Origin of the sequence: Actinomyces respiraculi (genome assembly GCF_014595995.2) — a bacterium.
Taxonomy (GTDB): domain Bacteria; phylum Actinomycetota; class Actinomycetes; order Actinomycetales; family Actinomycetaceae; genus Actinomyces; species Actinomyces respiraculi.
Genome location: NZ_CP063989.1, coordinates 2,811,221 through 2,835,784, shown reverse-complemented (window position 1 = coordinate 2,835,784; position 24,564 = coordinate 2,811,221). Strand labels below are relative to the sequence as shown.

Below are 24,564 nucleotides of genomic sequence, written 5' to 3'. Positions count from 1 at the left end.
TTGCTGCCTCAGGCCTTGGCGAGGCGCATGTCTCCGGGCTTGATCCATCCGCGCCGACGCATCGCCTCGCTCAGGACCAGCGTGAGTGCCGCCGGGGCGAGGATCTGGAAGCCGAGGATGATCGCCCAGAGCGTGGCGGGCGTCGTCGTCGGCGACATGGTCTGCCACGTCATGATCTGGCCAACCAGTCCGGCCGAGCCCATACCGGAGCCGACGGCGTTGGACTCCATGCCGATGAGGGTGGTGGAGACGGGGCCGAGGATCGCCGAGGCCAGTGTCGGGGGCAGCCAGATGAGGGGATGGCGCACGATGTTGGGCACTTGGAGCATGGAGGTGCCCAGGCCCTGTGCGAGCAGTCCGGACCAGCGGTTCTCGCGGAAGGAGGCGACGGCGAAGCCGACCATCTGACTGGTGCAGCCAATGGTGGCGGCGCCAGCGGCAAGCCCCGACAGGCCGAGGATGATGCCCAGCGCGGCCGAGGAGATCGGCAGGGTCAGGACCATGCCCATGACGACGGCGACGACGGCCCCCATGAGCAGGGGCTGACGTTCCGTGCCCCAGTTGACGACCTCGCCGAGCGCGGTCATGGCCGTGGAGATCGGGGGGCCGATGAGCAGGCCGACGCCGCCTCCGGCGAGGACGGTGGCCAGTGGCGTGGCGAGGAGGTCGACGGGGGTGCGGCCGGAGACGAGGCGGCCGACCTCGATGGCCGTGTAGGCGGCGATGAAGGCGCCGAGGGGCTCTCCGGGGCCGCGCAGGAGCAGGGCCGCCCCGATGTCGTCGGTGTGCAGGGCGCTGCCGGACAGGAGGGCACCGGCCTGAGCGCCGATCTGTCCGACGACGGCCGCGCTGACGGTGGTGAAGGTGGAGGCCTTGAGCCGCAGGGCGGTGCCGAGCCCGATGCCGGCGCCCGTGATGCTGGCGGCCACGCGGCCGAGCAGGACGACGGTGGTGCCGATGCTGTCGGGCAGGAAGCCGCCGAGCTGGGTGAGGATCGTCCCGATGATGAGGGTGGCGAAGAGGCCGTGTGCCATGCCGGTCAGGCCCTCGACGAAGATCCTGCCGACGAGTGCGCGCAGGTGGTTCACGGGGCCTCCTGGGGTGGCGACGCGGGAAGACGGGGGTGTCTTGACACGTGGAGTCAAGGGTGCGGGACTTAATCCTCGTGAACGAGGATCCCGAGCGCGTCGAGAGCCGTGTGCACGGCGTCGAGAGTGGCTTCGTCGTCGGCCTCCACCGTGTGGGAGTGGTAGCCGTTGGTGAGCTCGGACAGCAGGGGAGAGCGGCCCAGCTGCTCGAGCAGCTGGGCGATGTCCTCCTGGTCGCGCACGAGCAGGTCCACCGTGACTCGGCCGTAGGCGGCGTGCGGGATGCTCAGGTCCACCATGGTTCCGCCGGCGTCGATGATGGCGCTCAGCTCCGCGTCGAGCAGATCGCGGTCGTGCGTGACGTGGAAGGAGCGGCGTGCGCGTGTGGTGGGGTGTGCGAGGACGTAGCCGCGGTTGGTCGCCCGGATCGCCTGGCCCGCCGCGCGCAGCAGGGCGACGTCGCCGACGACGATCTGGCGCGAGACGCCGAGCTCGCTGCCCAGGGTGGAGGCCGGGACGGGGGTGCCGGCTGCGTTGAGGCGCTCGAGGATTCGCTCACGACGTCGCGCGGCTTCCATGGTCCTCCTTGTGAAGAGGGCGGGTTGCCGGGACCGTAACACGTCCGACGTCGTGCGGACGGGTGCTGGGCGGGTGTGGCGGGAGAGGTGCTGGGCGGGTGTGGCGGGAGAGGTGCTGGGCGGGTGTGGCAGGAGGGATGCTGCGGGGTGAGTGCGACACGCCGGGGCGGGGGTGCGACACGCCGGAGCGTGCGGGTGCTTGGGATGAATGTGCCGACGGTCGTCCCCAGCCTGGGGACCCGCGCCGCTGACCTCCTGGGGAGTGATGGAGAGTCGACGCCGAATTCGTGTCACACCCTTGCGTGACCATGTTTCTGCCGATCCGACGTCTCTCATCGGGCCCCACCCGGTGGCGTTCTGGAGAGGTGCCCGCGAGCTCGTCCACAGTCCTCGCGGGCCTGTCCACAGGGAAGGAGCGCGCCATGCACAGGCGAGGGCGAAACACAGCATGTTGGGGTGCTGGCAGGCGCCGACCCCTAGGGGTAGTGTCTTACCTCGTAAGGCACCTCTGCCCTCCCGAGAACTACATCCGTGTGCTTACACGACTGAGATCCCCCCGCGCGGGGCCTTGGTCGCCACCGCGCACAGACACAGGGACCGGCACCGATCACGACAGCCAGGAAGCGACTGACATGGCCATCACCGTCTACAGCAAGCCCAACTGCGTCCAGTGCAACGCCACCTACCGTGCTCTGGACAAGGCCGGCCTGGACTACAACACGGTGGACGTCTCTGTCGACGCTGAGGCGCTTGCGCAGGTCAAGTCCCTCGGTTACGCCCAGGCGCCCGTCGTCGTCGCGGGCGGGGACCACTGGTCCGGCTTCCGCCCGGACAAGATCAAGTCCCTTGCCGCCGCCGTCGAGGCCGTCGCCATCTGAGCGCACGTCACCCCGTGACTTGCATCCAGGAGACCGACGGACCCTTCGTCGTCTACTTCTCCTCCGTCTCGGAGAACACGCACCGGTTCGTGGCCAAGCTCGGCTTCCCCAGCGCGCGCATCCCGCTGCGCCCCACGCAGGAGCCGCTCGTCGTCGACCGCGAGTACGTGCTGTTCGTGCCGACCTACGGCGGAGGCAACCACAAGGGCGCCGTGCCCAAGCAGGTCATCAAGTTCCTCAATAACGAGCACAACCGCGCGCTGTGCCGCGGGGTCATCTCTTCCGGCAACACCAACTTCGGCGAGGCCTACTGCATCGCCGGAGACATCATCTCCGCCAAGCTCGGCGTGCCCCACATGTACCGCTACGAGCTCCTTGGCACTCCCACCGACGTCGCACGCGTCAGAGAAGGATTGGACACGTTTTGGCAGACACGCTGACGGACACCGGCTCCGAGTCGGTCCCCCTGGGCCTGGACTACCACGCCCTCAACGCCAAGCTGAACCTGTACGACGCGAACGGCAGGATCCAGTTCGACGCGGACCACGAGGCCGCGCGCCAGTACTTCCTCCAGCACGTCAACCAGAACACCGTCTTCTTCCACGACCTTGAGGAGAAGCTGGAGTACCTGGTTGAGGAGGGCTACTACGAGAAGCATGTCCTGGACTACTACGAGCCCGACTTCATCAAGTCGGTCTTCAAGGCGGCCTACGCGCACAAGTACCGCTTCGAGACCTTCCTCGGCGCCTTCAAGTACTACACCTCGTACACGCTCAAGACCTTCGACGGCAAGCGTTACCTCGAGCGCTTCGAGGACCGCGTCGTCATGGTGGCCCTCGCCCTCGCCGCCGGCGACAAGCAGCTCGCCCTCGACCTCGTTGAGGAGATGATGACGGGCCGCTTCCAGCCGGCCACTCCCACCTTCCTCAACGAGGGCAAGGCTCAGCGCGGTGAGCCCGTCTCCTGCTTCCTGGTGCGCATCGAGGACAACATGGAGTCGATCGCCCGCGGCATCAACTCCGCCCTCCAGCTGTCCAAGCGTGGCGGTGGCGTCGCCCTGCTGCTGACCAACCTGCGTGAGAGGGGTGCGCCCATCAAGCGCATCGAGAACCAGTCCAGCGGCGTCATCCCGGTGATGAAGCTGCTCGAGGACTCCTTCTCCTATGCCAACCAGCTCGGGGCGCGCCAGGGAGCCGGTGCCGTGTACCTGCACGCCCACCACCCCGACATCATGCGGTTCCTCGACACCAAGCGCGAGAACGCCGACGAGAAGATCCGCATCAAGACGCTGTCCCTGGGCGTGGTCATCCCGGACATCACCTTCGAGCTCGCCCGCAACAAGGAGCCGATGTACCTCTTCAGCCCCTACGACGTCGAGCGCGTCTACGGGGTGCCCTTCTCCGACATCTCGGTGACCGAGAAGTACCGCGAGATGGTGGATAACCCGCGCATCAAGAAGACCAAGATCGACGCCCGCCAGTTCTTCCAGACTCTCGCGGAGATCCAGTTCGAGTCCGGCTACCCGTACGTCATGTTCGAGGACACGGTCAACCGGGCCAACCCCGTCAAGGGCAAGGTCATCATGTCCAACCTGTGCTCCGAGATCCTTCAGGTCTCCGAGCCCAGCGTGCTCAATGAGGACCTCAGCTTCGCCCACGTCGGCAAGGACATCTCCTGCAACCTCGGCTCGCTCAACATCGCCAAGACGATGGATTCGCCGGACTTCATGCGCACGGTCCGCACGGCGGTGCGTGGCCTGACCGCCGTCTCCGACCAGGTGGATCTGCCCTCCGTTCCCTCCATCGACCGCGGCAACAAGGAGTCCCACGCCATCGGCCTGGGCCAGATGAACCTTCACGGCTTCCTCGCCCGTGAGCGGATCTTCTACGGTTCTGAGGAGGGCCTGGACTTCACCAACGTCTACTTCGCCTGTGTGCTCTATGCGGCCCTGACGGCCACCAACGAGCTCGCCGTCGAGCGCGGGGAGTCCTTCGTCGGCTTCGAGGAGTCTGATTACTACTCCGGTGCCTTTTTCGAGAAGTACACGACCCAGGACTTCCTGCCGGTGACTGAGCGCGTCAAGGAGATCTTCGAGCGCTCCTCCATCAGCGTCCCCACCCGTGAGGACTGGGCGGCGCTCGCGGCGCGCATCAAGGAGGGCGGCATGTACAACCGCAACCTCCAGGCCGTGCCGCCCACCGGCTCGATCTCCTACATCAACAACTCGACGTCGTCGATCCACCCGATCGTTTCCAAGATCGAGATCCGCAAGGAGGGCAAGATCGGGCGGGTCTACTACCCGGCGCCCTACATGACGAACGAGAACCTGGAGTACTACCAGGACGCGTACGAGATCGGTCCCGAGAAGATCATCGACACCTACGCCGCTGCCACCCAGCACGTGGACCAGGGGCTGAGCCTCACCCTGTTCTTCCCGGACACGGCCACGACGCGAGACGTCAACAAGGCTCAGATCTACGCCTGGCGCAAGGGCATCAAGACGCTCTACTACATCCGTCTGCGCCAGATGGCGCTGGAGGGCACCGAGGTCGAGGGCTGCGTGTCCTGCATGCTGTGAACGACGGCGGTGGCGCCGCCCGCGCGCTGGCAGCCCTCGTGGCGGTGGTCGTCGCGCTCGCCGTCGGCGCCTGCGGTGCCGCGCAGGAGGACCCCTTCGAGGACCTCGAGATGTCCTTCGACTGGCGGTCCTCCCCGGCCACCGCCAGCCCGGCGCCGGGGCGAGTGCCGGATGAGACGATGGGCCAGACCCTCGAGGACGCCCTGGCCGAGCACGCGGACGAGCTCACCTTCTCCCGTGTCCGCAGCGCCGGAGGATCCTCCACCTTCAGCGTGCGCCTGGCCCCGCGCAAGGACCTGAGCACCGACGACGTCCTCTCCCTCGTCGACGACGTCCAGACCGCTTTCGCCCGGAACCTGCCCCGTGAGGCGGTTGGTGAGAACCCGAGCGTCAGAGCGGTCCTCACGGTCATCGTCGAGATCGCGGGCGTGACGGACGTGCCCACGGCCCTGGTCATCACCAGTTCCGGGCAGCCCAGTGACCACGAGGCCGAGGCGCGGTTCATCGACGCCGTGCGGAGCGTCGACACCCGCGGCGCCGAGCGCGTCCTTCTGATCTCGCCGGACGTCCTCGCCCTGACGTACCCGGACGAGGACTCCCTGCACGAGGGGATGGTTGCCGTCGCCGCCGCTGCGCCCGCCGACGTGAGCGGCGTCGGCTTCCGCGCCGAGACACGACGGTGGAACGTCAACATCACTTTTCAGCCCGGGGACCCGGTGTCCGAGGCCCTGCCGGGCCTGGTGGGCAGGATCCTCGACGCCCACGACCCGTGGATCTCCTACCTCACCAACGAGCTCGAGCTCCACTCGGAGGGCCACGCCCTCACAGTGAGCAATCTGCCCGGTGGCGAGGAGGGGCCCGACGCGGACGCGGCCGTGGACATCCTGCGCGCTGCCGACGACTGCGGCCAGACCCCTGTCATCCTGCACGCGGGTGACGCCACCCACCCGACCGGGTACGTCGCCTACACCTGCACGGGCGGGCACCTGGAGGTCAACGAGGATGCCGTGCTCAGCGGCGCCTTCACCGATCCTGTCAACAACACCCGGCTGGCCGCGGAGCTGTTGGAGGAGGTGCGCCGGTAGCTCCGACGGCGCCCGGCCCGTGCGAGTCCGGACCACCTTCACGCGTGTGGACAACCTTCGCGAGTACGGATCCCCTGGTTGAAGTAACGAGGTGGTCCGGACCGCGCGCCGGGCGGGAACCGCAGGGGGAGAACTGCCGATTGCCCTGCACTGTCAGGTCGTTAACCTGCTGCTATGAGAATCCGACGTCGTAGCGCCTTGCTCCTGGGCGGCCTGCTCGCACTGACACCCGCGCTCGTCTCCTGCGCGGTGGCCCGGGACACGCGGACGGTCGCCAACTACTTCACGGACCGGCCCCGCGTGCGCAGTGTCAAGGACTCCTTCAACACCGCCGACGCCGCCGACCAGGTCATCATCGACCTCGAGCTCGAGGAGGACGTGAGCGCCGACGACGTCGCCGCCCTCTTCGCCGACGCCGAGCCCGTCCTGCGCGAGGAAACGACGTTCCCCGTCTACGTGACCGCCTCCTGGTCCCACCACGGGGTCCGCATGGACAAGTGCGCCCAGGCGGTCTTCAACGCGCCCAGCGCCTCCATGGTCTACGACGGTAACCTGCTGCGCGCCGGTGTCGAGGGGGCTCTGACGGTGGCCACCGGGACCGCCCGGACGGTGGGGTGCGGGCGGATCACGGATCGGGTCGACGGCGAGGCCCCGGCCCTGAGCTACACCGTGGACCACGGCTCCGCGGACACCCTGCCGGACGACGTCGCCCTCACCCTGCCGCAGGACCTGGCCCGCGGCGGCTACGACGTGCTCCTGGAGCAGAAGGTGGTGCTCGCCGACTGGGAGGTGAGCGTGGCGGTGACCTCGCGGGAGGGGGCTGCGAGCGCCAAGGGTGTCCCGGTGGACGGGCTGGTGGCGGCCCTGCCGCAGCCGAGCAGGTACTCGTGGCTCACCGTCGGCGATAGCCCGCTCCTGCCCGAGGATGTGGCGATCGGGGTGGGGATGGAGGTCTCCGACGAGGACGGGCTCGTCAGCCTGGGGGCCGCTGCGGTGCGGGCTCTGGAGAAGAACGGGTGGCACGGCATCGTCCGTGTGCGCGGTACGGGTGGCGGCACTGTGCGGGACGTTCTCCTCGACACCTCGACGTCACCGGCAACAGTGGTCTCGGAGTCGGAGACCGCGACGGGCCTCGGTGAGCAGATGCGTGAGGGAGCGCGCGCATGAGGCCCCGATGGAGCCATGCCCCCCGGAGCGCTCTCACGCGCCGTTCGCTCCTGCGCCTGGGCGCGCTGGTCGCCGTTGCCCCGGCCCTCACGGCCTGCGCGGGCGCGCAGGCTGAGCGCGCGGTGGAGCGCTACCTGAACGGCCAGGACCTGGTGACGAGCTTCTCCACGGACGCCAGGCCGAACTGGGGCAAGACGCCGGTCGTGAGGGCGCACGCCACGCTGCGCGACGGGGCCGCCGTCGATGAGGTGCTGGCCTTGTGCCTCTCGGCCCAGGAGGAGCTCTCCAGCGTCTTCGGGGAGATCGACCTCTCCCTGGCCTGGGCGTTCGCGGACGGCGGGCGCTGCGAGGTCACCGACCTTGAGATGGGCAAGGGCCGGGAGCTGAAGACGGAGGAGCTCCTGCGCGAGTGCCTGGAGTGCACCCAGTACGCAGCCACCACCCTGCGTCGCACCGCCGTGTGCCACAGGCCGTCCCCGGTCGGCTCCTCCCTCACGGTCGACTGGGGCCAGGTCGATGCCGTCCCGGCTGACGTCCTCATGACGACGCCCGCGCAGCTGGCACCGAGCGCGCTGGACCTGGCGTTCACGCAGACCATGGTGCTCGGGGGGTGGCCGGTCCTCGTGAGCCCGATCGTCGGCGAGAGCATGGAGTCCGCCCCTCTGGCGGAGATCGTGGGCGTCCTGGGCGAGCGGCCGGACGACCCGGGCACGCTCGCCACGGCCTCCCCCTCCGATGAGAATCGGTCCTCCGTCCGGGTCGAGTGGAGCGCCCCCTCCGGCCTCCATCAGGTGACGGCCGACATGACGATCTCTGTCCGCTACAACGACGGTATGGACCCCGGTCCCCTCAGCGGCAGCGGCTCCACCTTCGATGACCGCGCCGCGGAGGTCATCAGGGTCGTGGACCGCTCCCGGTGGCGTCACCTTCTCTCACTCGCCCACGACGGCGCGCAGGCCTACCACTCGACCTCCATCGACGCCTCCGTGCGCCCCCTGCGCCCGGACCCTGAGATGACGGATGCCGAGGACCTCAGCATGGCTGAGAGGCTTCTCGACGCCGCCTCCTGAGGTGCGGCGGGCGCGTCGTCGGTGACCTGCCACACCTCGTCGCAGCGCGACGCCGTCGCCGCCACCAGCTCGGCGTTGGGCACGTCCACCGTGCGCACCCAGTGGGTCGCGTCGGCGGCCTCGCGCCCGAAGGCCCGGTGGCGCGCCACGAGCCGGCCGCGACCGGCTCGTGCAGGTCGCGCCGGTAGACCGGGACGAGGACCTCGGCGGGGCGGCCACCCATGAGCGATCCTCGTCGGTTCTGGCACACTGGTCGTACGAATCTTATGGATCACCCGAGAGGACCCACGTGTCAACCCTTTCCCGGCGCACCCTCGCCACGCTCGTCGTCTCCACCGCTGCTGCCGTCACGCTCAGTGCCTGCGGGGCGGACGAGTCCTCCTCCGGGGACGCGGCCTCGGAGCCCATGGCGGCCCCCAACGTCATCATCGATGTGCGCACCCCCGAGGAGTTCGCCGAGGGGCACATCGAGGGCGCCGTCAACATCGACGTCTCCTCCGACTCCTTCGGCGAGGCCATCGCCGCCCTCGACATGACCAACTCCTACGGCGTCTACTGCCGCAGCGGCAACCGCTCGGCTCAGGCGGTCGCCCGCATGGAGGAGGCCGGCTTCACGGACGTCCACGACCTCGGTGGCCTCAAGGACGCCGCCGAGACGCTGGGGCTGGAGATCGTCACCACGTAGACGCCCGGGCTGGGCTCGCGCAAGGCGGGACGCCGCCAACGCCGGGTGGAGCGTGTCGATTCGGCCGCCGCGTTGGAGGCGCCTGGGGCTCGCCGTCGTTAGCATGAGGGGTAGCTCGCCCGACCCCGCGCAGGCGACTCGCGAACCCGACTGGAGGAGCCCCTTATGCCCGAGCCGATCAAGCTCATTGACCGTGTCCAGGCCATCAACTGGAACCGTCTCGATGATGACAAGGACCTCGAGGTCTGGGACCGTCTCACCGGCAACTTCTGGCTGCCCGAGAAGGTGCCGCTGTCCAACGACGTGCAGTCCTGGGCCACGCTCAACGCGGCCGAGCAGAACATGACGACGCGGGTCTTCACGGGCCTGACCCTGCTGGACACGATCCAGGGCACGGTCGGCGCGGTCTCCCTCATCCCTGACGCGCGCACCCCGCACGAGGAGGCCGTGCTCACCAACATCGCCTTCATGGAGAGCGTGCACGCGCGCTCCTACTCCTCGATCTTCTCCACCCTCATCTCCACCGCGGAGATCGACGAGGCTTTCCGCTGGAGCGAGGAGAACGAGCACCTGCAGCGCAAGGCGCACATCATCCTCGACTACTACCGCGGCGACGACCCGCTCAAGCGCAAGGTCGCCTCGACCATGCTCGAGTCCTTCCTCTTCTACTCCGGCTTCTATGCGCCGATGTACTGGTCCAGCCACGCCAAGCTGACGAACACGGCCGACCTCATCCGCCTCATCATCCGTGACGAGGCCGTGCACGGCTACTACATCGGCTACAAGTACCAGCTGGCCGTGCGCGAGTCCTCCGAGGCCCGTCAGGCCGAGCTCAAGGACTACACCTTCGACCTGCTCATGGAGCTGTACGACAACGAGGAGTCCTATACCGAGAGCCTCTACGACGAGCTGGGTCTGACCGAGGACGTCAAGAAGTTCCTGCGTTACAACGCGAACAAGGCCCTGATGAACCTCGGCTACGAGGCGCTGTTCCCGGCCGAGACCACGGACGTCAACCCGGCGATCATCGCCTCCCTGTCCCCGAACGCGGACGAGAACCACGACTTCTTCTCCGGCTCGGGCTCCTCCTACGTCATCGGTACCGCCGAGGCGACCGAGGACGAGGACTGGGACTTCTGAGCCCCCGTGGGTCGGCGTCCGACGGCGCCGACCAACGCCGTCGGCACCACCCACCAACGTTCGCCACATCTGTTAGCGGACATGCCGAGGGCCTCGATGTCACACAACGGCCCCTTGTGTGACATCGAGGCCCTCGGCATGTCACACAACACCCGTTAGACTGACGGCGTGGATGCGGCGATGTTCAGGAACCCTGCGATGGGGCAGCTCGTCACCATCTCGGGCTCCGACCCCCTGCGCGGGTCGTGGGAGCACAAGGCCTTCGTTCCCACCCCCTTGCCTCACGCGGAGCCGGAGCTGGGTGGCGCCACGTACCGGGCTGTGGCCGCAGCCGGCCGCGCCCTCGCCGCGCTCGACGCCACGGCCCGTCGGCTCCCCAATCCCTACCTGCTGCGTATGCCCTCCCTGCGCACGGAGGCGCAGGCCACCTCCGCCCTTGAGGGCACGTATGCGCCGCTTGCAGACGTCCTGACCGCCGACGACGAGTCCCCGATGACGGTGGAGATGCGCGAGATCCTCAACTATGTCGCCATGGCGAAGCTCGGCTTCGAGTGGGTGGACGAGGAGCGCCCCCTGACCCTCGGGCTCCTGGAGGACCTTCACGGTCGGCTCATGCGCGGCACCGCGCTCGAGGCGGAGTCGGGGCGGCTGCGCACCAGCCAGGTCGTCATCGGCTGGCAGCCGGGCGCCGGACGCGATCTGACCCCTGTTGAGGCGGCACGATTCGTCCCGGCGCCCCCGGGGGACCAACTGCGCGCGGGCGTGGAGGACCTGCTCACCTGGGTCGGCACCGACCACACCGACCGCATCGACCCGGTTGTCGTCGTCGGCATGGCCCACTACCAGTTCGAGATGCTCCACCCCTTCCGTGACGGCAACGGGCGGCTTGGGCGCTACCTCATCGTCCTGACCCTGCTGCGTCACGGCCTGCTGACCGAACCGGCACTCACGGTCTCCCCCTGGTTCGAGGCTCGTCGCGCGGAGTATGACGACGCCCTGCTGGGGGTGAGCACCGACGGCGACTGGGACACCTTCCTCACCTTCTTCGCCCACGGGCTCGCGGAGGCGGCCACCACGACCCGTCGGCAGATGCTCGAGCTCGTCAAGGTCCAGGAGACACTGAGCGAACGGGTACGGGGCTCCCGCCTGCGCTCGGCCCACGCCCTGTCCGTTGTCGACCTCGCCATCGCCCACCCGTCGTTCACGGTCCGGACGGTCGCGGGCGAGCTCGGAGTGTCCTACGGACGGGCCAACGTGCTGGTCGGCCAGCTCGTGGATCTCGGCATCCTTCACGAGGTGGGCCGAGGATCGGGCACGCGGCGCTTCGCGGCACCGGAGGTGCTTCGCGTCCTGCTGGGCAGGGCCTGAGGCCCAGGCCGACGACGGCCCGCGCGTTGGTAGCCTGCCTGCGTGAGCGAGTACTTCGTGGGCAGGCCCGGCACCGGCGACGTCGAGGATCCGATGGAACCGCTGCCGCCCGGGACGGTTCCCGACGGCGCCTCCCCGCGGCCTGAGACGCCAACCGGTTCCCGCCACGTCCGCTTCGGTATGCCCTTCAACGGCGTCGTGCCGCTATGGCACGACGGCACCGAGATCGAGTGGTACCGCCCCACTGACGATACGGACCTCGCTCACGTCCTCGGCCTCGGGCACGTCGAGACCGAGCCGGGGCCCTCGCCGACGCCGTCCGGCTGGGTGGAGCACGTCGAGACCGGCACGCTTCTTCCCGCCCGGGACGGCGAGGAGGGCCCAGTCCTGCTGCTCAGGGCGGTGACGCCGTCGGGACCCCGGGCCGTCAACGACCCACGGGACGGTGCACCCGTGCCGCTAGGACCGCCGCTGACCGTCCAGGAGGCGATGGGGGCCACCGCCGCCGACTTCGACATCACCGGGTTCAGCGTGCACGTCGCCCGGCTCATGCTGCGGGCCGCCCGCGACGGCGCCATCCTCCTGTTCACGCTACGCGCCCCGCGCGACCCGGAGGCCCACCACCTGCTGTCCGTCCCCAGCGAGGTCGATGCCGACTCCGTCATGCGCTTCCACCTGGGGACCCTGCTCGACGTCGACACCTCGGCCTGGGCGGAGGCGACCCACCAGGACGGTATGACCCTGCTGGACCTCGAGGTGCCCTACTCGACCCTGGTGACCCGGACAGGCGACGAGGAGGGGCTCGACGTCGAGCGGCTGGTTGAGATGGCCCAGCCCGTTGTGGATGCGGTCCTGGCCCCCGGCTTCCCCTTCGCGCTCGGCTGCTCCTTCATCCTGCCGGAATGAGGCGCGCACCACGGCGACGATGAGCTGTTGAGCCCGGCGCCGCAGTGGTGTGGGAGAGAGGATCTGCCCATGCTCTCCCTCACCCAGAACATCGACTACCACGCCGGCTACGCCGTGACCCGCACCGGCGAGGCGCGTCGTCCCCTTCCCTTCCTTGTCTCCTCCATGCTCGGGGGCGCCTTCATCGGCCTGGCTGACGTCTTCATGTTCACCGCGGCCGGCCCCTTGCGTGAGGCCCATGACCCGTGGTTCTCCCTCGTCTCCGGTGCCGTGTTCGGCATGGGCCTCATCCTGTGCGTCTTCGCCGGCGGAGAGCTCGCGACGAGCGCGATGATGGTCTTCACCGTCGGGGCCGTGCGCCAGACGATCACCTGGGTTCGTGCGGGTGGTGTCCTGCTGTTCATGCTGCTGGGCAACCTGCTGGGGGCCATCGTGCTGTCGCTGCTCGTGCACTGGGCGGGTGTCGTGGAGCCCGGGACCGCTGCGGGAGCCTTCGTCGAGTACGCCGTCCACCACAAGGGGGTCGACTACTCGGTGCTTGAGATGCTCGCGCGGGGGATCCTGTGCAACATCCTCGTGTGCCTGGCGATCTGGTGGGCCACCCGCTCGACGAGCGAGGGCTCGAAGATCGTCGCGATGGCCTGGTGCATGGCTGCCTTCGTCACCAGCGGCTTCGAGCACGTGGTGGCGAACATGACGACCTTCTCCCTGGGCATGTTCGAGGGCTACGAGGCGGCGACGCTGGCGCACGCGGCGCGCAACCTCCTCGTGGTCGGGCTGGGCAACGTCGTCGGAGGCGCGATCTTCGTCGGCTGCGCGTACCTCGTCGCCCACAAGACGGAGGTGGGGGCCGACGAGGCCCGCGTCGAGGTCGGTCTGCCTATCGCGCACTGAGCACAACACAGGAGGCAGCCGCACCCGCCGAGACCCGAGTGCGAGACTCGCCTCGCAACGTTCCACGTGCGTTCCACGCGGTGCGTACGAGAGGCCCGACACTCCATCTTTTCGTTGGGATGCCGGGCCTTCTGCTGGCGGTAGTGCTGGGATTCGAACCCAGGGTGGCTATGAACCACACAGACTTTCGAGATCTGTACCTTCGGCCGCTCGGACACACTACCTCGCAGACCGAGGGTACACGGACGAGCCACTCACTCCCAATCCCGCATCCCTGCGACCTCGCTCACGCGCCTACTCCTCAGGCACCTCACGCACCACCCGCGCCGGCACGCCGGCGACCACGGTCCGCGCAGGCACATCCTTGGTGACAACCGCCCCTGCGGCCACCACAGCGGCGTCACCGATGGTCACGCCCGCCAGCACGGTGGCATTCGCCCCGATCCACACGTCCTGGCCGATGCGGATCGGTGCGGGCACCGTGTCACCGCGCCGGGCCACGGACAGGTCGTGGTTGAGGGTCGCGAGCACGACGTTGTGCCCGATGAGGCTGCGCGCTCCGATCCAGATGCCGCCCTGGTCCTGGAAGCGGCACCCCGAGTTGATGAACACACCTTCAGAGACGTGGATGTTGCGGCCGAAGTCCGTCGTGAAGGGCGGGAAGACCTGGAACCCTTCCGGTGCTCCTTCCCCGGTGATCCGCCCGAAGAGCTCGGCCCTCTCAGTCGGCTCCAGGTACTCGGAGTTCAGGCGGGCGGTCAGGCGTCGGCTCTCCTCTCCCACGGCCACCATGAAGGCGTGCACCTCCTCGTCGTGAGGCAGGGCCTGGTTGCGGGCCGTCATCTCAAGGAACCGGTCAAGGGTCATCGTTTCTGCCGTGTCCGCCATACGGGAAGGATATCGACCGCATGAGGCCTCGAACAGCCACTCCTGTCGGTCGGCGCCCTTGGCCCACCCGGGCCACTGTCGCCGACCGCCACCAAAGGTCACCGACGTGCAAGGCTGGCTCCGTGAGCCTGACCGACGAGCGCTACGGCGCCGCCATGGACCGCGCCCTCACCCTCGCCCGGACCGCCGGCGAGCAGGGCGAGGTACCCGTCGGCGCCGTCGTCCTCGCCCCCGACGGCCGGATCCTGGCCGAGGCCGCCAACGCCCGCGAGGCCGAGCACGACCCCACCGCCCACGCGGAGGTGCGGGCGCTGAGGGCCGCCGGCGCCGCCCTGGGCCGCTCCCACCTGGACGGCTGCACGCTCGTCGTCACCCTGGAGCCCTGCACGATGTGCGCGGGCGCCATCCAGCTCGCCCGCCTGGCCACCGTCGTCCTGGGTGCGTGGGAGCCGCGCACCGGCGCCTGCGGCAGCGTGCGCGACATCCTGCGCGATCCGCGCGCCAACCACCGCGTCGAGGTCCGAGCCGGCCTGCGCGCCGCCGAGTCCGAGGCCCTGCTCCGCTCATTCTTCGCCGAGCGACGCTGACTCCGCCCCGACGTCTTCCGGGACGACGGCGTGAGCCCGGCCCGCGCCGTAGTCTGTGCCTATGCGCCTGCACGTTGCCGACCACCCGCTCATCGACCACAAGCTCTCCGTCCTGCGCGACGAGAAGACCCCCTCCGCGGTCTTCCGCCAGCTCGTCGATGAGCTCGTCACCCTCCTGGCCTATGAGGCCACCCGCGAGGTGAGAACCGAGGAGGTCAGCATCAAGACCCCGGTCGCCGTCGCCCAGTGTCGCCACTTGGCGGACCCCCGCCCCATCGTCGTGCCGATCCTGCGCGCCGGGCTCGGCATGCTCGAGGGGATGACCCGCCTCCTGCCGACCGCCGAGGTCGGCTTCCTCGGAATGAAGCGCGACGAGGACACTCTTGAGATCGAGACCTACGCCAACCGCCTCCCGGACGACCTCTCCGGCCGCCAGTGCTTCATCGTCGACCCGATGCTCGCCACGGGCCACACGCTCATCGCCGCCGTCGAGTACCTGCTGGCCCACGGCGCCCGTGACGTCACCGCCCTGTGCCTCATCGCCGCCCCCGAGGGCCTGAAGACCCTTGAGGAGGCCATCGGCGGTCGCGCGAACGTCACGATCGTCACCGCCCACGTGGACGAGCGCCTCAACGATAAGGCCTACATCGTCCCCGGCCTCGGCGACGCCGGCGACCGCCTCTACGGCATCGTCGACTGAATGGGCCGTCCCACCCGAGGCCTCTGCCCGACGGCGCCGACCCCCGTAGCATCACACCATGACCTCATCGTCCGCCTCACCTGCGCGTCGCCCTGACAGACCTGGGACGCCGGCGGTCCTCGCCGCCATCCTGGCCGGGGCCCTCACCCTCGCGGGCGTTGTCGGCCTTGGGTGGGCCACCTCAGCCGACCAGCGCACGGCGATGAGCGCCACCAACGTTCGCCCCTACGTCATGCCGGAGGGAGGCTGGGCCGAGGGTGCGACCCAGGCCTGGTCCGCCCAGATCCCCGCGAATGCCGAGGTTGTCGTCGCCGAGAACTATCTGGTGGCCGTTGAGAGCGAGGGTCCCACGGACACGGCCGCCACGCTCACCGGATACACGGTCAGCGCCTCAGGTGTCACCCGGGTGTGGACCGCGACGGCCGACCTTTCGGCGGGTACCGTGGGACAGGCGCCCTTCCAGGTGTGGGACTCGACCACGCTCGTGCACGGCAGCACGCTCATCGACCTCGCTACGGGGACCGTCTCCAGTGCTCCGTGGACGGCGGCGAACCGCCCCATCGTCCTGGAGGACCGGGTCATCACCTGCTCCGTCTCCGATCACTGCGACGGCTGGGCACCCGGCTCCAGCGCACCGCTGTGGACCGCCGACGTCATCAACGGCCACCGTGACCTCGAGGCCGTGAACCAGCCCTTCATCGTCCTCCACCGCGACGGCGCCCGCTACACCCTCATCGGCCTCTACACGGCAATCGACATCGACACGGGCGAGGTCGTCTCCTTCACGATGCCCGCGCTGCAGAACTGGGCGGTTGCGTCGGCCGCCGACGGCTGGCTCGTCACCTCCTGGGACACGAGCAACGAGTACTGGCACATCTACTCCTACAGGCTCGCGGGCGGCGAGGCGACGGAGGACTACCAGGGCACCCTGCCGTGGAAGGAGAACGAGACTCCGCAGTACGGCTTCCAGCCGCGTACCCGTGCGCAGTTCAAGGACCTGTGGACCGATGGCGACCTCGGCAGCGTCGTCGGCTGGAGCCACCACCCGAAGGACAGCGACTGCCTCGACCGGGTGTGGGCGATCGACGGTCCCACCATCGAGATCCCCACGATCGCGATCGGCGGCTCCGACACCGTGATCGCCCAGACCAGTTTCTCCTGCGCCACGTGGGTGACGATGACCCGCGAGCACCCCGTCATGACGGTCCGCCTCGCGGACCGCCCGACCGACAACGCCTTTGCCTTCATGTACAACACCTCCACGGGTGAGGCCATCACCTTCGAGGGCACGGACGTCGCGGACGGGGACCAGTTGTCGATGGTGACCGAGAGCCTCGCCGTCGGCTACGACCTCGACACCGGCACCCTGTACGGATATGTCCCGGCCCGCTGAGCCATCACGCACAAGGACCCCGCCTCACGATGAGGCGGGGTCCTCGCACATGCTCGCGCCCCGGGTCGCCGGGGTCGCGGCCGTGCTCAGAAGGCGGCGATGACGGAGCCGTCCGTCCAGCGCTCAGCGATCCAGGCGCCGAACTCGGGGGCGTTCATGAGGCCGGCAAGGGTCTTGAGGGCCTCGTTGTCCTTGTCGGCGGTGCGCACGACGAGCTGGTTGACGTGGGGCGAGCCCGCGGCCTTCTCGAGGACGAGGGCGTCCTTGGAGGGGGTCAGGCCCGCGTCGATGGCGTAGTTGCCGTTGAGGACGACGGCACCGACGTTCGCGTCCGCCATGGTCGTGGCAACCTGCTCACCGGCGACCGTGACGATCTTGAGGTTCTTCGGGTTGTCGGTGATGTCAAGGTCGGAGGGCAGCTCGACGGAGGCGTCGAGGGTGATGAGGCCGGCGGCCTCGAGCAGCCTGAGACCACGGGCGGTGTTCGCCGGGTCGTTGTTGAGGGTGATGGAGGAGCCGTCAGCGATCTCCTCAAGACCCTTGGCTGTGGCGGAGTAGATGCCCATCGGCTCGATGTGCACGTCGGCGACGGCGACGAAGTCGTAGCCCTTCTCGTCGATCTGCTGGGCGAGGAAGTTGGGCGTCTGGTAGAAGTTCGCGGCCAGGGAGCCGTCCGCGAGGGAGGAGTTGGGCGTCTGGTAGTCGGTGATCTCGACGATGTCGAGCGTGAGCCCGGCGTCGGCGGCCAGGTTGTCCTGGATCCACTGCAGCATCTCGACGTGCGGGTTCGGGGTGGCACCGATCTTGATGGTGGTGGTCTCGCCGTCGACGCTGATGCCGTCGACCGCGCCGGACTCGCCGGAGCTCATGGAGGAGTCGGAGCCGCCGCAGGCGGCGAGGGTGAGCGCAAGCGCGGAGGCGAGTCCGCCGACGATGACCGAGCGACGGGTGAGGGTGGAGGCCATAGTGGTGTCCTTACTTCTCTGTGGGGGTGGGGGTGCGAGAGCCGTGCTGCAGCGGGGCTGTCAGCGACGGCGGTGGTCGACGACGCGGGCGAGGAGGTCACCCGCGACCTGGATGACGGCGACGATGATCGCGATGATGACGACGGTGAGGATGATGACGTCCGTCCAGTTGCGGTTGTGCCCGTACTGGATGGCCAGGTCGCCCAACCCGCCGCCGCCGACGGTGCCGGCCATCGCGGAGTAGCCGAGGAGGGTGATGAAGGTGACCGTCCCGGCGCTGATGAGTCCGGGCAGGGCCTCACGCACAAGTACGCCCCAGGTGATCTGGGTGGGGGTCGCGCCCATCATGAGGGCCGCCTCGACCTTGCCCTCGTCAACCTCCGCGATCGCGTTCTCCACCAGGCGCGCGTAGAAGGGGATCGCGCCGACCGTCAGCGGCACGCAGGCCGCCTCCCAGCCGATGGAGGTGCCCACGATGAGGCGCGTGAAGGCGATGATGGCGACGAGCAGGATGATGAAGGGCATCGAGCGGCCGAAGTTGACGAGCTGCGACAGGGTCTCGTAGAGCAGGCGGTTGCGGTGCTGTCCGCGCGCGCCCGTGGTGACCAGTGCGAGACCGAGCAGCAGACCGAAGGTGATGGCGAGCGCGCCGGAGATGAAGGTCATCCCCAGGGTCTCGAGGATCGCGGTGACGAGTTTCTGCTTGATGACGTTGCGCTCGAACCAGGTGCCGTCGCCCGCGGCGGCAGCCGTCAGGGCGCTGAGAGCCGGGTGGGCGGGGTGGGCCGACAGGGCCGGAGTGGGCAGGGTGCTCATGCGCGGACCTCCGCGTGGACGCCGGCGTCGCGCAGGACGGCCAGGGCCGCCTCGGTGCGCTCGGCCGGAAGGGTGAGGGCAAGGCGTCCCACCTGCGCCTGACCGAGGGTCTCGAAGATACCGCCGGCGACATCGGCGCCCTGGGCGGCCACGAGGGCCAGGATCTGGGCGGCGGCGGGCTGTCCGGGGTGGGCGGTCAGGGCGACGTCGATGACGGCCTCACCCGGGTGGACGGCGTCGTCGGGCACCGCCGGCACGGGCACCAGCTCGCGCGACAGGCGGGAGGTGACTGTGGAGACGACGTCCTCGATGGGGCCGGACTCAACGATCCGGCCCGCCTCAAGGAGGCTGACGGAGTCGCACACCGAGCGCACGACGCTCATCTCGTGGGTGATGATGATGACGGTGACACCGAGGCGGTCGCGCACGTCCCGGATGAGCTCGAGGATCGAGCGGGTGGTCTCCGGGTCCAGGGCGCTGGTGGGCTCGTCACACAGGAGCACCGCCGGCTGGTCCGCGAGCGCGCGGGCGATGCCCACGCGCTGCTGCTGGCCACCGGAGAGCTGGGCCGGGTAGGAGGAGCCGCGGTCCGCCAGGTCAACGAGCTCAAGCATGCGGGCCACGGTCTCGTGACGCTCGCCCTTGCGCACGCCCGCCAGGTAGAGCGGGTAGGCGACGTTCTGGGCGGTGGTGCGCTGCTCGAGGAGGTTGGCGTGCTGGAAGACCATGCCGATCTGGCGGCGGGCCTCGCGCAGCTCACGGGAGGACAACTGGGAGATGTCCCGGCCGGAGACGAGCACCTGTCCGCTGGTGACGGGCTCGAGCCCGGTGAGACAGCGGATGAGGGTGGACTTGCCGGCACCGGAGGTCCCGACGACGCCGTGGATGGAGCCGGGGGCGACGTCGAGGCTCAGGCCGTCGAGGGCACGGACCTCGGTGCCGTCGCGCAGCGTGTAGACCTTGTGGACGTCGCGCAGCGAGATCATGGGGTCCGTCCCGGCCGCGCCGGAAACGGTAGGGGTGTGCAGATCGCTCACGTATCCTCCATCGGTCCTGGCGGAAGCACCCTCACCGCGAAGCGGGGGTTGCTGCAACGTCGTCGAGCCAGGTCTCTCGGTTGCTCTGGATGGTTGTGTACACGATAGGTGCCCGGCGCGGGAGCGTGTCAAGCCGAGCCCACTGTGAGGGATGAAGGTCACTCGCCGCTCGGTCGCAGTGCCAGGATGTGGCTATGACTACCGAGCCCTTCCTCGAGACGGACCTCCTGGGCGAGCCGTGGGTCGCCCGACGCCTGCCCGTGACGGTGAGCGAGGACGCCCCCGGCGCCGACCACGCCGTCCTGGTCCACCAGCGCCAGGCCATGCCCGCGCCGGGCCAGGGGCCGCGCCACACGCGCGCCGTCCTGTACCTGCACGGCCGCAACGACTACTTCTTCCAGACCTGGCTCGCTGACGCGCTTGCGGGCGCCGGCTACGAGTTCTACGCCCTGGACCTGCGCGCCTGCGGGCGCTCCGGCGTCGGCTACCGCTCCCCGCACGACGTGCGCGACCTGCGTGTGTACGACGAGGAGATCACCGAGGCGGCGAGGATCATCCGCGAGGAGCACGGCCACACGGTCCTCGTCCTCAATGGCCACTCCACGGGCGGCCTCCAGGCAGCCCTGTGGGCGGGCGACCACCCGGGGGCCGTGGAGGCGGTGACGCTCAACTCCCCGTGGCTGGATCTTCAGGCGGGGGGCCTCATGCGCTCCTACGGTTCAGCCTTCGTCGACCTGCTCTCTCGCCGGGACCCGGACCGCATCGTCGTCAGCGATCCACTGGCGCAGGGGGTGCCCGGGTGGGCGGGCGACGGCGACGAGCCCGCCGACTGGGCTTTTGGCGCCACGCTGGGGGATGTCTCCGACGACCTGTACGGGCGCACTCTGCACCGTCGGTGGGGCGGCGAGTGGGACTGGGACCTGTCGCTCAAGCCCACGCCGTCCTTCCCCGTGAGGGCGGGCTTCATGGCGGCCGTGCGGCGGGCGCACCGTGATGTCCACCACGGTCTGGGTATCGAGGTGCCGGTGCTCCTGTGCTGCTCGACCGCCTCGGCGACGGGTGCCGCCGGGGAGGGGCTGACGCCGCAGGAGGCGCTGCGCCAGGACCTTGTGCTCGATGTGAGCCAGATGGTGGCGCGCGCCCCCTTCCTGGGCTCTGACGTCACGGTCCGTCAGATCCCCGGGGGCGTGCACGACCTGGTGCTCTCGCCCGAGCCGGCGCGCAGCGACTACCTGTCAGCGCTTACCGGCTGGCTGGCGACGCGGGTCGGTTGAGCCTGAGCTGGGCGAGGACCGGCACCAGGGCGTCGCAGACCCGCTCGACCACGTCGAGGGTGTCGACGAAGTCCGCCATCGTGCCGTACCACGGGTCCGGCACGTCCAGCTCCCGGCCGTCGGCCCCCGCCGGGGCCTCGGGGTCCCAGGCGCGGAACATGCGCACGCGCCCGTCGTCGGCACCGGTAAGTTGCGCGCGGCGCACGAGCTCGCGCCGGTGGGCGTCGGTCATGGCGAGCAGGAGATCGTGGTCGACGATCTCTGCGTCGGTGATGCGATGCGCCCGGTGGCCGGACATGACCCTGTCGGCCGCGCGGGCCGCGTCGTCGTCGCCCTGGCCGTAGCCGCGCTCGCGCAGCAGTCGCAGGGCCCGCGGGTCGATGGGCCTGCCGTGCTCCTCGTCGCTGATCCCGGAGGAGGTGACGATGACGTCGGAGCCCAGTTCTGCGGCGGCCAGCCGGTCGGCCAGGACCACCTGCGCCATGGCGGAGCGGCAGATGTTGCCGGTGCACACCATGGCGACGCGGTAGGGCCCGGTGGTGTTGAGCGGTGCTGGGAGGGCGGTCACCGGGACAGGTTCTCCCGTTGCTCGCCTGCAGGCAACCCGGTGTGGACCACTTGCGTCGCTTTGGACCACTTGCGTCGTTTTGGACCACCTGGCTACGCCACATAGGTGGTCCAAACGGCACGAGCGTGGTCCAAACCGGGCGAGGTGGTCCAAACGGCACGAGCGTGGTCCAAACCGGGAGAGGTGGACCGGCATCCTGCTGGCCGTCTTCATCCACCGCACCCGCGCGACGATGCACGGCTTCAGCAGGCGCCTGACGCAGACGATGGTCGCCTGGGGTCTGCTGTGGGCGGCGGCCGTTGCTGGCGGCACCACCGTGTGGGCGGGGGAGGCCTGGTTCGCCGTCGTGAGCGTCATCGCCCTCACCAAGGGCTACGTGGGCAAGCGTCCGCGCACCCGGATGTTGCTGACGCCGGAGGGCCGCCAGCAGTGGGGCGCGCACCTGGAGGCCCTGCGCACCATCGCCGGTGACTGACGGCCGGGGTGAGGCGGCGCGCCTCGCCCCGGCCTACGCTCGGCCCATGACCGAACCTCTCGACGTCGCACCCCAGCCCGCCACCACCGCCCCCAAACGCACCCCCACCGCCGTCGACGCGGTTGCCGAGCACTACGTCGCCCGCCTGGCGGAGCTGTCGCCCCAGTTCGCCGTGAACGTCGGCCTGCCGGGCCGGCGCGGCGCCCTCGATGACGTCTCCCCCGACGGGTACGAGGCCCTCGCCGACCTGCGGACCGCCACCCTGTGCGAGCTCGACGGTGTCGAGCCGGGCGACGACGTCGACCGCGTCACCGTCGCGGCGATGCGAGAGCGCCTGGGGATCGAGCAGGAGCTCGCCGACGCCGGCGAGGACCTGCGCGTGCTCAACAACATCGACTCGCCCGTGCAGTGGGTGCGCGACCTGTTCGACATCATGCCGACCGCCACCGTCGGCGACTGGGAGGACGTCGCCTCGGCGCTGCGCGACGTCCCGCGCGCCCTGGACGGCTACCTCGTCTCGCTCGGTCTGGCCCGTGACCGCGGCCTGCTGCCCGCGGCCAGGCAGGTGCGCGCCGTCATCGGCCAGTGTCGGGACCAGGCCGAGGCCTCCACCTCCTCCTTCGAGGCGCTCATCGCCGCGGCTGCGACAGCGGACGGGGTGCCCGTGGGGGACCGCCTGGCCGCCGACCTGCGCGACGCCGGCGCCACAGCGCGCGAGGCCTACGCCCACACCGCCACCGCCCTTGAGCGCGACGCCCTGCCGGGAGCCCTGGAGGATGACGCCGTCGGGGCTGAGCGCTACGAGAGGTTCTCACGCCTGTTCCTCGGCGCCCGGGTCGACCTCGATGAGACCTACGAGTGGGGGCGCGCCCTGCTGGCCGACGTCGACGCGCAGCAGCGGCGCACCGCGCAAGAGCTGTACGGGCCCGGCACGAGCGTGCGCGAGGCCCTCGAGCGCCTGAGCGCGGACCCGGCGCGCACCGTCCACGGCACGCGGGCGCTGCAGGAGTGGATGCAGGCGACCTCCGACGAGGCCGTCGCGGCGCTTGACGGCGTGCACTTCGACCTGCCGGCCGAGCTGCGCCGCCTGGAGTGCCGCATCGCGCCCTCCCAGACCGGCGGCATCTACTACACGGGTCCCAGCGACGACTTCAGTCGGCCGGGGCGCATGTGGTGGTCGGTGCCCGCGGGCACCGAGGACTTCGCCACCTGGCAGGAGCGCACGACTGTCTTCCACGAAGGTGTGCCGGGCCACCACCTCCAGATCGGGCTGCAGACGTGGCTGCGCGGCGAGCTCAACTCCTGGCGCCGTCTGGCTTGCTGGGTGAGCGGGCACGGTGAGGGCTGGGCCCTGTACGCCGAGCGTCTCATGGCCGACCTCGGCTTCCAGGACGACCCGGCTGACCGTATGGGCATGCTCGACTCCCAGCGGCTGCGGGCCGCGCGCGTCGTCCTCGACATCGGCGTTCACTTGGGCAAGGAGCGGCCCGTCGAGCTCGCCGACCTGCCCGGGGTCGGACCCGGTCGGTGGGACGCGGCGTCGGCATGGGTCTTCCTGCGCCACCAGGTGGCGATGGAGGAGTCCTTCCTGCGCTTCGAGCTCGACCGCTACCTCGGCTGGCCGGGGCAGGCGCCGTCGTATTCGATCGGCCAGCGCCTGTGGGAGGAGGCCCGTGACGAGGCGCGTGCACGGGGTGAGGGGCTCAAGGACTTCCACATGCGCGCGCTGCGGCTCGGCTCGGTGGGCCTGGACGTCATGCGCGAGGCGCTCGCGGGCTGAGCCTGCCCGTCCCACTCGCCCCCTGCCTGACCGCCTCATCCGCCGCCCACCGCCCGTCGGCTCACAAGGTTGCGCCGGTGCAACCTTGGGAGACCGGTGAAACCTTGTGAGGACGCGGGGTGAGGTGTCGCACGTGCGCCGCGAGCCGGGCGGCTCAGGCGTGGCCGACGGCGATGCCGGCCTCGCGCAGGGCGGTGATGATCCGCTGGGAGTACTCGTCATGCACGCGCATCTCGCGGTCGGCGCCGTAGGGACCGCCGCGGGTGATGACGGCGCTGGAGGTGGGGTAGGTGATGGCGGTGGTGGGTGCGCCCTCGTACTCGCCGGGCTCCAGGGTGAGCGTCTGGTGCAGGTAGAAGTCCTCCCCGGCGGCGGCGCCGAACAGGAGGGTCTTGCCCCGTGAGCCGCGCTCGACGACGAGGGTGTCGACGTCGTCGGTCACGCGCCAGCCGCCCTCGGTGAAGACGCGGGCCAGGAGGGCGCGGACCTGAGGCTCGGGGGCGTGGGCGATGAGGGCGGTGATGGTGGGCACGGGTCGAGGCTACGTGGCTGTGGTCGGTGTGCGGCTGGTGTGCGGTCGTGATGCGGAAGGACCTGATATGGAAAGGACGAAAGGACGCTTGACACGAGAAGGGCACGTATGA

General features: G+C 69.7%; 25 protein-coding genes, 1 tRNA gene, 1 pseudogene and 1 riboswitch. Of the genes and pseudogenes, 17 read left to right on the top strand and 10 right to left on the bottom strand.

What is annotated here, in order from left to right:
- Positions 1-8: 8 nt before the first annotated feature.
- Together ID810_RS11915 and ID810_RS11910 are read right to left on the bottom strand one after the other, a co-directional pair.
- Positions 9-1,088, bottom strand: a complete 1,080-nt coding sequence (locus ID810_RS11915; RefSeq protein ID WP_235931532.1) for a PTS sugar transporter subunit IIC — start codon at positions 1,086-1,088, stop codon at positions 9-11.
- Positions 1,089-1,156: 68 nt separating this feature from the next.
- Complete coding sequence (locus ID810_RS11910) at positions 1,157-1,666, bottom strand: transcription repressor NadR (RefSeq protein ID WP_166858139.1); 510 nt, start codon at positions 1,664-1,666, stop codon at positions 1,157-1,159.
- A gap of 632 nt (positions 1,667-2,298) precedes the next feature.
- Between ID810_RS11910 and nrdH the strand changes: the two genes are divergently transcribed.
- The 6 genes from nrdH to ID810_RS11880 all read left to right on the top strand — a co-directional run bounded on the left by nrdH (position 2,299) and on the right by ID810_RS11880 (position 8,444).
- Positions 2,299-2,544 (top strand): glutaredoxin-like protein NrdH, encoded by a 246-nt coding sequence (gene nrdH / locus ID810_RS11905; protein ID WP_166858141.1) that lies wholly within the window; start codon positions 2,299-2,301, stop codon positions 2,542-2,544.
- A 14-nt stretch (positions 2,545-2,558) separates the two neighbouring features.
- Positions 2,559-2,984, top strand: coding sequence for a class Ib ribonucleoside-diphosphate reductase assembly flavoprotein NrdI (nrdI, locus tag ID810_RS11900; protein ID WP_235931531.1), 426 nt, complete (start codon positions 2,559-2,561; stop codon positions 2,982-2,984).
- Positions 2,969-5,122, top strand: coding sequence for a class 1b ribonucleoside-diphosphate reductase subunit alpha (nrdE, locus tag ID810_RS11895; RefSeq protein ID WP_166858143.1), 2,154 nt, complete (start codon positions 2,969-2,971; stop codon positions 5,120-5,122). The genes nrdI and nrdE overlap by 16 nt, the downstream gene beginning before the upstream one ends.
- Entirely contained in the window at positions 5,119-6,207 is a 1,089-nt protein-coding gene (locus ID810_RS11890) for a hypothetical protein (RefSeq protein ID WP_166858144.1), read from the top strand. Before nrdE ends, ID810_RS11890 begins: the two co-directional genes overlap by 4 nt.
- Before the next feature lie 174 nt (positions 6,208-6,381).
- On the top strand, positions 6,382-7,374 hold the full coding sequence (locus ID810_RS11885; RefSeq protein WP_166858146.1) for a hypothetical protein: 993 nt from the start codon (positions 6,382-6,384) through the stop codon (positions 7,372-7,374).
- Positions 7,371-8,444 carry a hypothetical protein gene (locus tag ID810_RS11880; protein ID WP_166858148.1) on the top strand — a complete coding sequence of 358 codons (1,074 nt, stop codon included), beginning with the start codon at positions 7,371-7,373 and terminating at the stop codon, positions 8,442-8,444. Before ID810_RS11885 ends, ID810_RS11880 begins: the two co-directional genes overlap by 4 nt.
- A gap of 17 nt (positions 8,445-8,461) precedes the next feature.
- On the opposite strand, the pseudogene ID810_RS12860 reads toward ID810_RS11880, so the two are convergent.
- Positions 8,462-8,658: pseudogene (locus tag ID810_RS12860) on the bottom strand (phosphoribulokinase); the annotation flags it as partial.
- Between the two features lie 75 nt (positions 8,659-8,733).
- On the opposite strand from ID810_RS12860, the gene ID810_RS11875 reads away from it, so the two are divergent.
- The 5 genes from ID810_RS11875 (at position 8,734) to ID810_RS11855 (ending at position 13,437) form a co-directional block, all read left to right on the top strand.
- Positions 8,734-9,129 carry a rhodanese-like domain-containing protein gene (locus tag ID810_RS11875; protein ID WP_166858150.1) on the top strand — a complete coding sequence of 132 codons (396 nt, stop codon included), beginning with the start codon at positions 8,734-8,736 and terminating at the stop codon, positions 9,127-9,129.
- A 165-nt stretch (positions 9,130-9,294) separates the two neighbouring features.
- Positions 9,295-10,269 (top strand): class 1b ribonucleoside-diphosphate reductase subunit beta, encoded by a 975-nt coding sequence (gene nrdF, locus ID810_RS11870; protein WP_166858152.1) that lies wholly within the window; start codon positions 9,295-9,297, stop codon positions 10,267-10,269.
- Between the two features lie 168 nt (positions 10,270-10,437).
- Positions 10,438-11,637 carry a Fic family protein gene (locus ID810_RS11865; protein ID WP_243856696.1) on the top strand — a complete coding sequence of 400 codons (1,200 nt, stop codon included), beginning with the start codon at positions 10,438-10,440 and terminating at the stop codon, positions 11,635-11,637.
- Positions 11,638-11,679: 42 nt separating this feature from the next.
- Positions 11,680-12,543, top strand: coding sequence for a hypothetical protein (locus ID810_RS11860; protein ID WP_243856699.1), 864 nt, complete (start codon positions 11,680-11,682; stop codon positions 12,541-12,543).
- Between the two features lie 69 nt (positions 12,544-12,612).
- On the top strand, positions 12,613-13,437 hold the full coding sequence (locus tag ID810_RS11855; RefSeq protein WP_166858154.1) for a formate/nitrite transporter family protein: 825 nt from the start codon (positions 12,613-12,615) through the stop codon (positions 13,435-13,437).
- A gap of 135 nt (positions 13,438-13,572) precedes the next feature.
- Here the strand turns inward: ID810_RS11855 and ID810_RS11850 are convergent.
- Positions 13,573-13,661, bottom strand: a tRNA-Ser gene (locus ID810_RS11850).
- Positions 13,662-13,731: 70 nt separating this feature from the next.
- Positions 13,732-14,325, bottom strand: coding sequence for a DapH/DapD/GlmU-related protein (locus ID810_RS11845; protein ID WP_243856701.1), 594 nt, complete (start codon positions 14,323-14,325; stop codon positions 13,732-13,734).
- A gap of 155 nt (positions 14,326-14,480) precedes the next feature.
- Between ID810_RS11845 and ID810_RS11840 the strand changes: the two genes are divergently transcribed.
- The 3 genes from ID810_RS11840 (at position 14,481) to ID810_RS11830 (ending at position 17,005) form a co-directional block, all read left to right on the top strand.
- Positions 14,481-14,912: a nucleoside deaminase gene (locus ID810_RS11840; RefSeq protein ID WP_235931542.1), complete on the top strand. Its 432-nt coding sequence runs from the start codon at positions 14,481-14,483 to the stop codon at positions 14,910-14,912.
- Positions 14,913-14,973: 61 nt separating this feature from the next.
- Positions 14,974-15,612 carry a uracil phosphoribosyltransferase gene (upp, locus tag ID810_RS11835; RefSeq protein ID WP_166858158.1) on the top strand — a complete coding sequence of 213 codons (639 nt, stop codon included), beginning with the start codon at positions 14,974-14,976 and terminating at the stop codon, positions 15,610-15,612.
- Between the two features lie 58 nt (positions 15,613-15,670).
- Positions 15,671-17,005: a hypothetical protein gene (locus ID810_RS11830; RefSeq protein ID WP_166858160.1), complete on the top strand. Its 1,335-nt coding sequence runs from the start codon at positions 15,671-15,673 to the stop codon at positions 17,003-17,005.
- Positions 17,006-17,091: 86 nt separating this feature from the next.
- Here the strand turns inward: ID810_RS11830 and ID810_RS11825 are convergent, their stop codons facing one another.
- The 3 genes from ID810_RS11825 to ID810_RS11815 are packed head-to-tail and all read right to left on the bottom strand — an operon-like array spanning position 17,092 to position 19,772.
- On the bottom strand, positions 17,092-17,970 hold the full coding sequence (locus ID810_RS11825) for a MetQ/NlpA family ABC transporter substrate-binding protein (protein WP_166858162.1): 879 nt from the start codon (positions 17,968-17,970) through the stop codon (positions 17,092-17,094).
- Positions 17,971-18,030: 60 nt separating this feature from the next.
- Positions 18,031-18,786: a methionine ABC transporter permease gene (locus ID810_RS11820; protein ID WP_166858163.1), complete on the bottom strand. Its 756-nt coding sequence runs from the start codon at positions 18,784-18,786 to the stop codon at positions 18,031-18,033.
- Positions 18,783-19,772: a methionine ABC transporter ATP-binding protein gene (locus ID810_RS11815; RefSeq protein WP_166858238.1), complete on the bottom strand. Its 990-nt coding sequence runs from the start codon at positions 19,770-19,772 to the stop codon at positions 18,783-18,785. Before ID810_RS11815 ends, ID810_RS11820 begins: the two co-directional genes overlap by 4 nt.
- 55 nt (positions 19,773-19,827) lie before the next feature.
- A riboswitch (SAM riboswitch) is annotated at positions 19,828-19,919 on the bottom strand.
- A gap of 92 nt (positions 19,920-20,011) precedes the next feature.
- Here ID810_RS11815 and ID810_RS11810 point away from each other — a divergent pair.
- A complete protein-coding gene (locus tag ID810_RS11810; RefSeq protein WP_413227874.1) occupies positions 20,012-21,097 on the top strand; it encodes an alpha/beta hydrolase in 1,086 nt (361 codons plus the stop codon).
- Here the strand turns inward: ID810_RS11810 and ID810_RS11805 are convergent.
- Positions 21,066-21,614 carry a low molecular weight protein-tyrosine-phosphatase gene (locus ID810_RS11805; RefSeq protein ID WP_166858241.1) on the bottom strand — a complete coding sequence of 183 codons (549 nt, stop codon included), beginning with the start codon at positions 21,612-21,614 and terminating at the stop codon, positions 21,066-21,068. The two genes, ID810_RS11810 and ID810_RS11805, sit on opposite strands and share 32 nt — an antisense overlap.
- Before the next feature lie 283 nt (positions 21,615-21,897).
- Between ID810_RS11805 and ID810_RS11800 the strand changes: the two genes are divergently transcribed.
- Together ID810_RS11800 and ID810_RS11795 are read left to right on the top strand one after the other, a co-directional pair.
- On the top strand, positions 21,898-22,140 hold the full coding sequence (locus ID810_RS11800; RefSeq protein WP_166858165.1) for a transcriptional regulator: 243 nt from the start codon (positions 21,898-21,900) through the stop codon (positions 22,138-22,140).
- Positions 22,141-22,186: 46 nt separating this feature from the next.
- Positions 22,187-23,920 (top strand): DUF885 domain-containing protein, encoded by a 1,734-nt coding sequence (locus ID810_RS11795; protein ID WP_166858167.1) that lies wholly within the window; start codon positions 22,187-22,189, stop codon positions 23,918-23,920.
- Between the two features lie 154 nt (positions 23,921-24,074).
- Here ID810_RS11795 and ID810_RS11790 read toward each other — a convergent pair whose 3' ends face one another.
- The gene (locus ID810_RS11790; protein ID WP_166858169.1) at positions 24,075-24,452 is read right to left on the bottom strand and encodes a hypothetical protein; all 378 of its coding nucleotides are present in this window, start codon (positions 24,450-24,452) and stop codon (positions 24,075-24,077) included.
- Between the last annotated feature and the right edge of the window lie 112 nt (positions 24,453-24,564).